We start from the raw sequence: 11,531 nt of genomic DNA, 5'->3' as shown, positions 1-11,531 counted from the left end.
GCCGGCGGAGGTGCCGGAGGTGGCAGGGCCCGAATCCGTGCTGGAGAGTCTGGGGCTTACCGGACTCATGAAGCATATCGTCATGAATGCCGTGCTTGGGAAAAAGGGCGATGGTCTTGTGGTGACCGTGGATTCGGAGGCCGGCAAACTCCTGAATCCGGAGCGCGTCGATATGTTAAAGAAGGCGCTTTGCGCCTATTATAAGGGGCCCGTGGCGGTGGATGTCGTGGTGGGTTCGGTGACTGGTACTCCGGCCCAATTGCGCCAGGAGGCCATCGATACCGCGCAGCGTCGGGCGCGCGAGGCGCTGGCCGACGACCCCGGGGTGGAGGCCTTGAAGCGCACATTCAACGCGCGCGTCAACGAGAACTCGGTGCGCCCGCGTGGCGACAAACCAGAGGAGCAAAAGGCATGAAGGGTGGTATCGGGCAGCTCATGAAGCAGGCGCAGGCGATGCAGGAGAATCTGCGCAAGGCCCAGGCCGAGCTCGCCACGCTCGAGGTGGAAGGGCAGGCAGGCGGCGGTCTCGTCAAGGTGACGATGACCTGCCGCAATGACGTGCGCAAGGTGCGCCTGGATGAGTCCTTGCTGAAGGAAGATCGCGAGGTCGTGGAGGATCTCGTCGCCGCGGCGGTGAATGATGCCGTGCGCAAGGCCGAACAGATGAGTCAGGAGCGGCTCTCTGGACTGACAGCCGGTCTCAATATCCCCGGCCTGAACCTCCCGTTTTAACCTTGATCGAAGACACGAAGGCGCTGGAGGATCTAAAGCGCGCACTCAAGCGTCTGCCAGGCGTCGGGGCCAAGTCGGCGCAGCGCATGGCGTTCCATCTCCTGGGACGCGACCGCGATGCGGCGCGCAATATTGCCCATGCCCTTCTGCACGCCGTGGAGCGCATCGGCCATTGTCAGCGGTGCAACAACTTCAGTGAAACCGAGACCTGCGCGATCTGCCGATCTGCACGGCGCGACACGGGGCTTTTGTGCGTGGTCGAGTCGCCCGCGGACCTTGTGTCCCTGGAACAGTCGGGGGCCTTTAGCGGCACGTATTTCGTATTGATGGGGCGGCTGTCGCCCCTGGACGGCATTGGCCCAGACGAGCTCGGCCTGCCCAAGCTCGAGACCTTGCTCGACGGCGGAACGGTGCGCGAGGTCATACTTGCCACCAACGCGACCGTGGAGGGTGAGGCCACGGCCCACTATATCGGTGAATTGGCGCGTAGGCGGAATCTGTTGGCCACGCGCATCGCCTGTGGCGTGCCCATCGGCGGCGAGCTCGAATACATCGACCGCGGTACGCTGGCGCGTGCCTTCTCGGGTCGGCGCGAAGCTTGAGAGCCTTGCTCTAGAGCTCTAAGGCGTCGATCTTCGCGGCGCAGATAAAGTCGTTCTCGCTCAGCCCGCTGATGGCGTGCGTCTGATAACGCACCACGCACTCCTTATAGCTCACGCGCAGGTCGGGGTGGTGATCTTCGCGGCCGGCCACGTAGGCGATGGCGTTCACGAAGGCCATCGTCTCGTAGAAGTTCTTGAAGTGAAAGGTACGAAACAGCGCTGGTTCCGATTCCTCGAGCTTCCATTTGGGGATCTGTCCCATGAGGTCGCGCGCGAGCGCGAGGTTCATGGGCGCCACGCCCCCTTCGCAGGGACGACAGGATTTTGTCCGTAACTGGGTCATCGCAACTCCTTGCGCGGCAGTGGGTATCAGGCAGACTGGCGCGACGCCAACGCGATCTGTGGCGCGCCTCCGGCGGACGGCGGGCGTGCCGCGCTCTGGTCTCGCCTGCCGTATCGGTCATACGAGACGATACACGCTCGTGGCATGGGACGCGATCAGCCCAAGGCGGATGCGAGGTGCGCGAGGACGGGCCGGATGGCTTATGTTAGAGTGCCGGGTGTGCGCAAGTGGCACCACCTTTAGGTTATTTTGGCAGAAATCGGAGACAATGGCATGGCGCAAGACCCGAACGCACTCGTCTGGATCGATCTGGAGATGACCGGGCTGCGTCCCGACACCGATGCCATCATCGAAATCGCTACGGTCGTGACCGATAGCGATCTGAATATCATCGGCGAGGGCCCAGTGCTCGCCATCCATCAACCGGAATCGATCTTGAGCGGGATGGATGACTGGAACCGGCGCACGCATGGCCACTCCGGGCTCGTCGAACGGATCCGCGCAACTACGCTGGATGTGGCAGAGGCCGAGCGTCAGACGCTGGCCTTTCTAGAACCGCTCGTACCTAAGAACCGCTCCCCCTTGTGTGGCAACAGTATCTGTCAGGACCGGCGTTTTCTGGCGCGCCTCATGCCAACGCTCGAATCCTATGTGCACTACCGGAATCTGGACGTGAGCAGCGTGAAGGAGCTCGTGCGCCGCTGGCGTCCGGATCTGTGCGCAGGCTTCGTGAAGCAGAACACGCATCGTGCCTTGGACGATATTCTCGAATCGATCGCCGAACTGCGCTATTACCGCCAGCATCTCTTTCCCTCCCATGGTGGCGCCTAAGCTCTCGTCCTATCCGGTCTACAGGCCTGCGGCCCGAGATCTTTGGGACGCAGAGATCAAGGCTGCGGGCGCCACACCCGCGATCATCGATGAACGTGTGGCAGTCGCGACCCTGCGTTTTATGACGCGTACGTTTCCCCGCCTGGGACGGCTTGCCATCTTGGTAGGCGCCGGCGGCAACGGGCGCCAGGCGCAAGCGCTCGCGGAGCGTTATCGGCGGACCGGGGTGCACGTCACTATAGTGCGTCCCGAGGATGCGCCCGATGCGGAGGACCTGCGTGGGCACGATGTCCTGGTCGATGGCCTGATCGGCACCGGTCTGCACGGTCCTCTGCGCGCATCGGTGCGCGATTTGGCCGCGCGGGCGATGGCAAGCGGCCGCCCGGTCTGGGCCTTGGACGGGCCCACGGGGCTGGATCTGGGGACCGGAGGCGTGGCCGATGGCGTCTTGCGCGCGCACTACACCGTTTTTTGCGCGGGCGCGAAGATCGGGGCCTTAACGGGTGCGGGTCGGGAGTTCTGTGGCGAGACAATGACGGCCGACATCGGCGTGCCCTATCCGGCGCGGCATTTGTGCGCCTTGGTGCCGGGCGATGCCGATCTGGGTGCGCTTGTGAACCCGCGTCCTCGGCATATGCATAAGGGCGACGCCGGGACCCTCCTGATCGCAGGCGGGGGTTTGGGCATGCCGGGGGCCGTGCGCTTGGCCGCGACCGGAGCCTATCGCGTCGGTGCGGGCCTTGTGATCGCCGCGGTGTACGAGATGTATGCCGCGGTCTTAGGGGGCGCGTTTCCCGAGTGCATAACCTTCGCCGCCGAGGCCCCGGGCTTGCCGTGGGGGCGCGCGCATGTGCTCTTGGTGGGCTCGGGACTCGGTCGCGGGGACTGGGGGTCGGCGCTCTGGTCGCGGGTTCGCGCCCTGGGCCTGCCCATGGTGGTCGATGGTGACGCCCTCTATTGGTTGGCTCAGGAACCCGAGTCGCGACCCGACTGGGTGCTCACGCCCCATGAAGGCGAGGCGGCACGCCTCCTTGGGGTGACCCGCGACGATGTCGCGGCGGACCGGCCGGCGGCGGTCGCCCAGTTACAACATCGCTACGGCGGGGTGGCGGTCCTGAAGGGGGCGGGGACTCTGGTGGCCGGTGGCGACGCCACCTGGCTCTGTCCTTTCGGCAACGCCGGGATGGCGACCGCCGGTATGGGCGACGTCCTGGCAGGCGCCATTGCGGGGCTCATGGCGCAGGGTCTGTCCGGGCTTGCGGCCGCGCGCCTCGGGGTGTTCGCGCATGCCCGCGCGGGCGACCTTGCGAACGGATCCGGTCCGGCGCGGGGGCTCTTGGCCTCCGATGTCGCCGCGCGCCTGCGCGAGGCCTTAGGGGTGTGGGCATGATCGTGTCCTTGCCCGACCTCGAGGCTACGGGGCGCCTTGGCGGTGCGCTCGCGCGGGTCTTGCGCGCAGGAGATCAAGTGGCCTTGCGCGGGGACCTGGGCTGTGGCAAGACCACGCTGGCCGGCGCCATCCTCACGGCCCTGGGGGCGGCGGGCCCCATCAAGAGCCCCACGTATACCTTGATCGAAGAGTACGAACTGGGGGCCCTGCGGGTCGTGCACGCCGATCTCTACCGGCTGCGCGCGCCGGCTGAGTTGGAGGGGCTCGGTTGGTGGGATTATCGAGATGCGCGCACGCTCATGCTCGTGGAATGGCCCGAGCGTGCCGAGGGTCTTTGGCGGCCGGATGTTGACGTTTCGCTTGCGCTCGCCGATGATGGGCGACGAGCCCATCTGCGCGGAATATCGCCACGGGGGGACGAGGTGGTAGACAGCCTAAGGCCGTGAAGCAGCGATTTTTGACGATGGTAGTGGCGGGATTGTTCTTCTGGGCCGCACTTGCCCAGGCCGCGACACGTATCGGCCGGCCCCTGGTGCGCGTCGGTCCGCATGCGCTCATCGTACGCCTCCTGAATAGCCGGCATGTGGTCTGGCGATCGTTTTCCCTGATTCATCCAGCGCGGGTCGTAGTCGACCTGCATGGTGTCGCGCTCCCGAGGCCCAGCGCAATGTGGCCCGAACATACGGGGCCCTTGAAAGACATCCGTGCCTTCAGGCATCGCAACGGGATGGTGCGGATTGTGTTCGATCTTGCCCGCAAAGTCCCCTACGAGGTCAGCGCCTTGCCGGGCGGGCTCACGGTCTCGCTGGGTGGCTCAGGCGTGTTGTCATTGCCCAAAACGAAGGGGCGGCCGCAGGCCGTGGCGTTGCCAGCCGCCGGTGAGCCGCGGATCGCGCCGCCGACTGCGCCCCCCGATATCGTGATCGCCGTGGATCCTGGGCATGGGGGGATCGATCGGGGTGCCTGTGGCATCGACGGTATTTGCGAGAAGAATGTCGTGCTGCATATCGCGCGGGATCTGGGGTCGCTCATTGACGCCACCCCGGGCTTCCACGCCTTCCTGACGCGCCGCGGCAATTACTATGTCCCTCTGCGTGAACGCGTAGCATTGGCGCAGGCGCATCACGCGGCGGCCTTCATCTCGATCCATGCCAATGCCCTTCCAGAGCCCGAGGGGATGAACGTCCGCGGCGCGGAGGTCTTCATCTTGTCGCAGCACGGCGTGAGCCGCGAGGCGCGGTGGCTTGCCCACAGTGAAAATGCGGCGGATCAGATGGGGGCCCTCCATTTTGGGGCCGGCGGTGGTTTCTTGCACAACATTCTGCTCAATATGACCCAAAACGGCACGCGCCGCGCGAGCTACGATCTTGCACGCGATGTGTTGCAGGCGCTGGGTGCCGTGGGTCCACTGCATGTCGATCATGTGGAGAAGGCGAATTTCATGGTGTTGTTGTCGCCGACCATCCCGTCGATATTGATCGAGACCGCCTTTATCTCGAACCCGCGCGAGGCGCTCGACCTTGATAGTCCCGTCTACGATGAGCGACTCGCCCACGCCGTATGGGAGGGCATTATGCGCGATGCGCCGCGCCTGCGCGCGCGCCTCGGTATGAGTCCGGGCCCGCGCCTCTATGTGGTGCGTGCCGGGGAGACGCTTTCTGGTATCGCTCAGCGCTTCCATGTGTCAATCGCGGCCTTGCGCGCCGCCAATGGTCTGCGCGGGGAGCTGCAGGCGGGTACCTCGCTGCGCATCCCCTCGGGCTAGGTAGGGGGATTTTAGGACCGTGTTGTATGATGTCCCTGTGCGGGAAGGGAAGGCCCGGTACCAGTCGATCGCGGTGTGGTGTCGGCCGGTCAATTCGAGGCTGGGCTATCCGATGTATCGTTGAGACGTTTTTGGTCGATGGCGCGGATGGCAGACGCTCAGGAGATTATGCGGCAGCTGGGTTCAGAAACCGGTAGTGAGTTTCGGGAGAGGGAAGAGATGCCAGACCCAGGGTATGCGCAAGCCGTGGTGGACGCGCAGCGCAGCGCGCCTTGCCGGGGCCGAGGAGTCGTCGGCCGATCCTTCCCGCGGCCGCGCCAGGAAGGGCGTAGTTGTCGCACCCGGTGGCCGCGTCTTTGGATAAACAGCCGTGGCGCTTCCATAAAAGGTGCAGAGGCTGGGGATGATTCCGGATGGGGCAGTGTGATGGTGGCGAGAGCGGCGACGACCGCCGCCAGTACCAGAGCCCTCCGGGTTTAGCCGTGGGGGGACTCGACACTTGGTTTCGGACCAAGACCATCGGGGAGCCGCACGCCGATACCGGTTTGCGCCGTTGTCTGACCACCATGGATCTCATATTTCTGGGGATCGGCGGCATCATAGGGGCGGGGATCTTCGTTCTAACCGGTGTTGCCGCGGCTTTGGATGCCGGGCCCGCGATCGTGCTGTCCTTTCTTGTCTCGGGTCTTGCCTGTGCGTTTACCGCGCTCTCGTATGCAGAACTCGCCGCGGCCGTCGGGGGGAGCGGAAGCGCTTATGGCTACGCCTACGCGGGTTTGGGTGAGATCATCGCGTGGATCGTCGGATGGGATCTGGTCTTGGAGTATGGCGTGGCGACATCGGCGGTCGCGATCGGCTGGTCCGGCTATGTGAAGAACGCGCTTACGGCGGTGGGTTTGCATCTGCCTTTGGCGTTCACCAAGGTCAATATCTACGCGATCGCGGCATGGGGGCTTGCGCTCGTTCATCATCGGGTCCCGGCGGCGATCGCGAAGCAGGCGGCAACGGGGGGCTTCGTCAATGTCCCGGCGGCGCTGATTATTCTGGCATTAAGCCTGGTGCTGGTCGCGGGCGTCCGGCAGAGTGCGGCCCTGAACGGCCTCATGGTCCTCGTGAAGCTTGCGGTGATCGGCCTTTTCATCGCGGTGGCAGCGTTTCATGTGACGCCCGGCAATTGGCACCCGTTTATGCCGTTTGGCTGGCCTGGCGTGATGCACGGGGCGGCGCTGATCTTCTTTGCCTACATCGGATTCGATGCCGTCTCCACCGCCGCCGAGGAGACCCGCAATCCGCGCCGCTCCCTGCCGATCGGCATCATCGTCTCGCTCGCCGTCTGTACCATCATCTATATCGTGGTCTCGGGGCTTTTGACGAGTATCGTCCCTTATTTCACGCTCAATAGCCCCTCGCCGGTCGCGCAATCGATGCTGAATCTCGGCCACCCCTTCGTGGCGCTTTTGATCGGCGTCGGCGCCATCGTCGGGCTCACGAGCGTCATGCTTGTGCTCTTCTACGGACTGACGCGCATCTTTCTTGCCATGGCGCGCGATGGCTTACTGCCGCCGGTCTTCGCCGCCGTCCATGCGCGCACACAGACCCCGGTGCGCGTGATCTTGATCTGCGGCGTGTTCATGGCGCTCATCGCCGGCCTTACGCCCATCGCCTACGTGGCGGAGCTTGTGAACATCGGCACGCTCTCGGCCTTCGCCATCGTGTGCGCGGGCGTGTTGGTGCTGCGCTACACAAAGCCTGACCTTCCGCGGCCGTTTCGGGCCCCGGGGAGCCCTTGGGTCCCGCTGCTGGGCATGGCCTTTTGCCTCTATCTGATGCTGAATCTGCCGCTTGTCACCTGGATACGGTTTGTCGTGTGGTTTGTGATCGGCATGGTCATCTACTTGGCTTACGGCCGCTCGCATAGCGCGCTTGCTGTCAAACGGGGATAGGCACCGTTCCGTCAGACTTGCTCGATCATGCGTAAACATGATCGAAGCTGACTTCCTGCTTCGTCGAAGCCGGTTTCACGCGAGCCTTGCGGCGCGCGCCAGAGCCTTCCTCTCCACAGGCTGAAACCGCAGAACTTGCGGCCAGATTCTTGAGATTCACAGCGGCGTCGTGGTCGCGGTCGTGCGCTGCGCCACAGGCCGGGCACGTCCATTCGCGCACCGACAGCGGCAGCACGTCCAGCACATGCCCGCAGCCCGAGCACGTCTTGCTGCTGGGGTAGAAGCGATCCACGAGGATGACTTCGCCGCCGCGCATCGCAGCCTTGTACTCGACCTGGCGGCGAAGCTCCGCAAAGCCCATGTCGGAGATAGCTCGCGCCAAATGGCGGTTTCGCACCATGCCGCGCACGTTCAGGTCTTCGAGCACGATGGTCGAGAACCGGCGCGTGAGATCGGCGCTGAGCTTGTGCAGTCCGTCTTGCCGCACGCAGGCAATGCGCGCGTGCAGCTTTGCCAGCTTCGCCTTCGCCTGGTGGCGATTGGATGATCCCTTGACCTTGCGGCTCAAGGAACGGGATGTGCGGCGAAGCCGGGCCAGCAGCATGGCGAGTGCCTTGGGGCCGTGAACCCCTTCTCCCGTTGAGAGTGTCGCCAGCGCCTTGACGCCCAGATCCACACCGACCGCGCCTTGGTTTTCGGCTTGGGCCAGATGCGAAGTGTCCTGGGTGTCGACAGCAATGGAGACGAACCAGCGATCGGCGACACGGGAGACGGTCGCCGAGGTGATCTTGCCAGAAAAGCGCAACGTCTCGCGCATGCGCACCCAGCCAAGAGCCGGGATGCGAATGCGGGAGCCTTCGACGCTGAACGGGTCGTTGGTCAGGGTGAAGCGGTCGTGAACGCCCTTGCGTCGGAACGTCGGGTAGCGGGCGCGTTTCTTGAAAAAATTGTTGAACGCTTCACCCAACTGGATGATCGCCATTTGCGGCGCGTTCTTCGTGGCTTCGAGCATCCACGGGAACGGCTCACGCTTGATGGCGTTCAACTGGCGACGAAGCAACATCTGCGCAGGCTTTGGCAGCGCAGAATCGGCCTTGGCCGCTTCGTATTGCCTCTTCCACTCGGCCAGCGCCCCGTTGAACGCGAAACGCGCAACGCCGCACGCACGAGCACAGTTCGTCGCCTGCGCGTTGTTCGGATCGAGCGCGATCTTGTGGGCGAGGATCATGGTGCCGCGCCTTCCACGACGCCGCGCACGGCGTCGATGAGCTTCTGGTTCTTGCGCGAGCGACTTCCATACAGCCGTGCCGAAAACACGGTGATGATCTCCAAAACGTCCTTCGCCAGATCCTCTTCGAACGTCGAATCCTCGCCTTGGTTGAGGACGACGACTTCCACGCCCTTGGCTCCGCAAATCGCGAACACGAGTTCCGCGCCGAAGCGCAGCAGGCGGTCTTTGTGCGTGATGACCAAGCGCCCGACCTCGCCGCCCATGATGGCGTCCAGCAGGCGCTTGAGCCCTTTCTTATGGTAGTTCATGCCCGAGCCGAGATCGGCGATGACCTCAAACGTCCAACCCTGCCTGGCGCAGTAAATCTCCAAGACCTGCTTCTGCCTCTCCAGATCGTCCTTCTGGTCGTGGCTGCACACACGCGCATACGCCACGGTCTTGCGTGCTGCGTCGGCTTGGGCGCGAAACATCTCCGGCTTGAGCCGCGCAAGGTCGTAGCGACGACGCCCGCCCGCCGTGCGGGCGTCAGGCAAAAGCCGTCCTTCGCGCCCCCATCGACGTAAGGTCTGCGCCGACACGCCGAGCACTTCGGCGGCTTCGTGGATCGGGACGAGCCTCTTGGGCATGCTCCAATTGTCTATGAGCGCGCAAGTTCGAACAACTATTTATCGAAGAGTTCGAGCCCCCTCGATCTCGGCGCAGGCCTGAGCAGGCACGGGATGCGCCTTCAATCGAATTCACGCTCGAGGAGCAGCCAGGTGGAGTAGCGGGGCGTGGCCGGGACGCGCGTAAAGGTCCGTTCCTCGCCCAGGGCCAGGAGCCAGGAAGGGGTGAGGTGGAGCGCAAGTTGCGGCCATACGCTCCCTTCGATTGTGCCGTAGGGGCCCTTCGGCAGGGTGTTGTCGATCTCGAATTCCCACTGGAGGGTCAGGAGGCCGAAACGCCGCCCAAGGCTTGCGTTGAGGAACCAGCCCGGCAGGCCACCTGCCCCCAAGGCCACGTTGTGGCCGAGCTCACCTTGAAAGAAGCCGGCGGGGCGTACGACCGCCCATTCAAGCTGGCCTGTGATCACGTCGCCTTGCCCCGGTGGCGCGGGGCGCGCCCGCGTGTTGTACTGGCCTTCGAGTTCGGCTGTCACATACGTGGCCGAAGTCTGGGGCTGGCAGGGGCCGTGGAGGACGACCTTCACGCCCGCGCCGACAGCGGGCGATAGGGCATGAGAGGCTATGTCCCACGCTGGCAGATCGATCTCCATGCCGATATGTCGATCCAGGGCGAGGTCGGCCCCGGCGGCAAGCGTATTGCGGCCCTGGAGGCTGAAAGAGGCGGCGTTTTCGATCCAGGCCTCCTCAATGCCAAGCGCCCGGGCGATGTGCGCGGGCTCGCAATCCGCGTGGGCGGTGAACGAAGCGACGAAGACGGCCAGCAGGATGGCGAGGCACCGCAGGGGCGAGCAGCGCATCATGGTTCTGTCCCAACAATGAGAATGAGACGCATTTATAACACAAGGGAACGGCCTTGACCAAATCAATCGCCGGAGACCCCGTTCGTTGATGTCATAGGGATTTTCGCTTGTTTTTGCACAGCTAGTGTACGGACTTATGTGCAAATTCTTGGACTGCGGAAGCGGTCATGGTATGAGGGAGATTGTGAAGATCAACCCTGTGTTCTGTAGGAGGATTCACACCATGACCGTAAGAAAGCATAGCGCCAACCCGATGGACCTCAAAGCCCTCGTGGCGGAAGACCGAGATCTCATGAAGGCGTTGATGAAAGAGGCGCTCCAGGAGGTCCTGGAGGCCGAGATGACAGAACTCTTGGGGGCCGGCCCCCACCAACGTCAGGACGGGCGTCAGGGCTACCGGGCCGGCCACTATGAACGGGGTCTTGTGACCCGGATTGGGAAGCTGGAGCTCCGGGTACCCCGGGACCGCAATGGGCAATTCCAGACCGCCCTCTTTGAGCGCTACCAGCGCTCGGAGAAGGCGTTCGTGGCGGCCCTCGCGGAGATGTATGTCCAAGGGGTGTCGACCCGCAAGGTCAAGGCCATCACCGAGGAGCTCTGCGGGCACAGCTTCTCGGCCTCCAGCATCAGCACCATCAACAAGGGGCTCGATGAGGCCCTCACGGCCTTTGCCGAGCGCCGTCTCGACGAACCCTACCCTTATCTTATTCTCGATGCCCGCTATGAGAAGGTCCGGGAAGGGGGCGTCATCCGCTCCCAGGCGGTCTTAATCGCGATCGGGATCCACCAGGGCGGCCGGCGGGAAGTGCTCGCGGTGGATAGGGCGAGTCGCGAGAGTCAGTCGTCCTGGAAAGACTTCCTCGTACGCTTGAAGGACCGGGGCCTGCATGGGGTCGAGTTCGTGGTCTCCGACGATCATGCGGGCTTAAGGAAAGCGATCACCGAGGTGCTGACGGAGGCCGCCTGGCAAAGATGTTACGTCCACTTCTTAAGAAACGCGCTGGATTACCTGCCCCGCAAGGCCGACGACGACTGCCTGCAGGAGCTGCGCTGGCTGTATGACCGACGGGATCTCACGGAAGCCCAACGAGACCTGGCGGCGTGGCTTACCAAGTGGTCTGCGAAATATCCCAAGCTCACGAACTGGGTCGAGGACCATATCGGCGAGACGCTGACCTTTTACCGTCTCCCCCGGGCCCACCACAAGCACCTGAAGAGCACGAACATGC

The 11,531-nt window shown here is 63.9% G+C and carries 13 protein-coding genes; 9 read left to right on the top strand and 4 right to left on the bottom strand.

Features of this window, described 5'->3' with window-relative positions; translation table 11 throughout:
* The 3 genes from ACYCTF_RS09610 to recR form a co-directional block, all read left to right on the top strand.
* Positions 1-415, top strand: a 415-nt coding sequence (locus tag ACYCTF_RS09610) for a DNA polymerase III subunit gamma/tau C-terminal domain-containing protein (protein ID WP_461284809.1), incomplete at its 5' end; no start/stop codon positions are given.
* Positions 412-732 (top strand): YbaB/EbfC family nucleoid-associated protein, encoded by a 321-nt coding sequence (locus ACYCTF_RS09605; RefSeq protein ID WP_461283980.1) that lies wholly within the window; start codon positions 412-414, stop codon positions 730-732. The genes ACYCTF_RS09610 and ACYCTF_RS09605, both read left to right, overlap by 4 nt.
* 5 nt (positions 733-737) lie before the next feature.
* The gene (recR, locus tag ACYCTF_RS09600; protein ID WP_461283990.1) at positions 738-1,334 is read left to right on the top strand and encodes a recombination mediator RecR; all 597 of its coding nucleotides are present in this window, start codon (positions 738-740) and stop codon (positions 1,332-1,334) included.
* Between the two features lie 10 nt (positions 1,335-1,344).
* Here recR and ACYCTF_RS09595 read toward each other — a convergent pair whose 3' ends face one another.
* A complete protein-coding gene (locus ACYCTF_RS09595; RefSeq protein WP_461283981.1) occupies positions 1,345-1,677 on the bottom strand; it encodes a 4a-hydroxytetrahydrobiopterin dehydratase in 333 nt (110 codons plus the stop codon).
* Positions 1,678-1,950: 273 nt separating this feature from the next.
* Here ACYCTF_RS09595 and orn point away from each other — a divergent pair, with 273 nt between their 5' ends.
* The 5 genes from orn (at position 1,951) to ACYCTF_RS09570 (ending at position 7,606) form a co-directional block, all read left to right on the top strand.
* A complete protein-coding gene (orn, locus tag ACYCTF_RS09590; RefSeq protein ID WP_461283982.1) occupies positions 1,951-2,508 on the top strand; it encodes an oligoribonuclease in 558 nt (185 codons plus the stop codon).
* Complete coding sequence (locus tag ACYCTF_RS09585; RefSeq protein WP_461283983.1) at positions 2,495-3,898, top strand: NAD(P)H-hydrate dehydratase; 1,404 nt, start codon at positions 2,495-2,497, stop codon at positions 3,896-3,898. Before orn ends, ACYCTF_RS09585 begins: the two co-directional genes overlap by 14 nt.
* On the top strand, positions 3,895-4,344 hold the full coding sequence (tsaE, locus tag ACYCTF_RS09580; RefSeq protein WP_461283984.1) for a tRNA (adenosine(37)-N6)-threonylcarbamoyltransferase complex ATPase subunit type 1 TsaE: 450 nt from the start codon (positions 3,895-3,897) through the stop codon (positions 4,342-4,344). Before ACYCTF_RS09585 ends, tsaE begins: the two co-directional genes overlap by 4 nt.
* On the top strand, positions 4,341-5,663 hold the full coding sequence (locus ACYCTF_RS09575; protein ID WP_461284808.1) for an N-acetylmuramoyl-L-alanine amidase: 1,323 nt from the start codon (positions 4,341-4,343) through the stop codon (positions 5,661-5,663). The genes tsaE and ACYCTF_RS09575 overlap by 4 nt, the downstream gene beginning before the upstream one ends.
* A gap of 413 nt (positions 5,664-6,076) precedes the next feature.
* On the top strand, positions 6,077-7,606 hold the full coding sequence (locus ACYCTF_RS09570) for an APC family permease (RefSeq protein WP_461284807.1): 1,530 nt from the start codon (positions 6,077-6,079) through the stop codon (positions 7,604-7,606).
* A 25-nt stretch (positions 7,607-7,631) separates the two neighbouring features.
* On the opposite strand, the gene ACYCTF_RS09565 is transcribed toward ACYCTF_RS09570, so the two are convergent.
* From ACYCTF_RS09565 to ACYCTF_RS09555, 3 genes are all read right to left on the bottom strand, one after another.
* Positions 7,632-8,834 carry an RNA-guided endonuclease InsQ/TnpB family protein gene (locus ACYCTF_RS09565; RefSeq protein ID WP_461283987.1) on the bottom strand — a complete coding sequence of 401 codons (1,203 nt, stop codon included), beginning with the start codon at positions 8,832-8,834 and terminating at the stop codon, positions 7,632-7,634.
* Positions 8,831-9,463 carry an IS607 family transposase gene (locus ACYCTF_RS09560; protein WP_461283988.1) on the bottom strand — a complete coding sequence of 211 codons (633 nt, stop codon included), beginning with the start codon at positions 9,461-9,463 and terminating at the stop codon, positions 8,831-8,833. Before ACYCTF_RS09560 ends, ACYCTF_RS09565 begins: the two co-directional genes overlap by 4 nt.
* A 101-nt stretch (positions 9,464-9,564) precedes the next feature.
* Positions 9,565-10,302, bottom strand: coding sequence for a hypothetical protein (locus ACYCTF_RS09555; RefSeq protein ID WP_461283989.1), 738 nt, complete (start codon positions 10,300-10,302; stop codon positions 9,565-9,567).
* A gap of 253 nt (positions 10,303-10,555) precedes the next feature.
* Between ACYCTF_RS09555 and ACYCTF_RS09550 the strand changes: the two genes are divergently transcribed.
* On the top strand, positions 10,556-11,531 hold a 976-nt coding region (locus ACYCTF_RS09550), incomplete at its 3' end, for an IS256 family transposase (RefSeq protein WP_461284812.1).

It is taken from the genome of Acidiferrobacter sp. (assembly GCF_054609335.1).
Note: the sequence above shows the minus strand (reverse complement) of the source record. Positions and strands in the feature narration are given on the sequence as shown.

What these genes read in the sequence shown, in the direction of transcription:
- ACYCTF_RS09605 (WP_461283980.1), top strand. Translation starts at nt 412, where the DNA reads ATGAAGGGTGGTATCGGGCAGCTCATGAAGCAGGCGCAGGCGATGCAG.
- ACYCTF_RS09595 (WP_461283981.1), bottom strand. Translation starts at nt 1,677, where the DNA reads ATGACCCAGTTACGGACAAAATCCTGTCGTCCCTGCGAAGGGGGCGTG.
- orn (WP_461283982.1), top strand. Translation starts at nt 1,951, where the DNA reads ATGGCGCAAGACCCGAACGCACTCGTCTGGATCGATCTGGAGATGACC.
- ACYCTF_RS09585 (WP_461283983.1), top strand. Translation starts at nt 2,495, where the DNA reads ATGGTGGCGCCTAAGCTCTCGTCCTATCCGGTCTACAGGCCTGCGGCC.
- tsaE (WP_461283984.1), top strand. Translation starts at nt 3,895, where the DNA reads ATGATCGTGTCCTTGCCCGACCTCGAGGCTACGGGGCGCCTTGGCGGT.
- ACYCTF_RS09570 (WP_461284807.1), top strand. Translation starts at nt 6,077, where the DNA reads ATGGGGCAGTGTGATGGTGGCGAGAGCGGCGACGACCGCCGCCAGTAC.
- ACYCTF_RS09565 (WP_461283987.1), bottom strand. Translation starts at nt 8,834, where the DNA reads ATGATCCTCGCCCACAAGATCGCGCTCGATCCGAACAACGCGCAGGCG.
- ACYCTF_RS09560 (WP_461283988.1), bottom strand. Translation starts at nt 9,463, where the DNA reads ATGCCCAAGAGGCTCGTCCCGATCCACGAAGCCGCCGAAGTGCTCGGC.
- ACYCTF_RS09555 (WP_461283989.1), bottom strand. Translation starts at nt 10,302, where the DNA reads ATGATGCGCTGCTCGCCCCTGCGGTGCCTCGCCATCCTGCTGGCCGTC.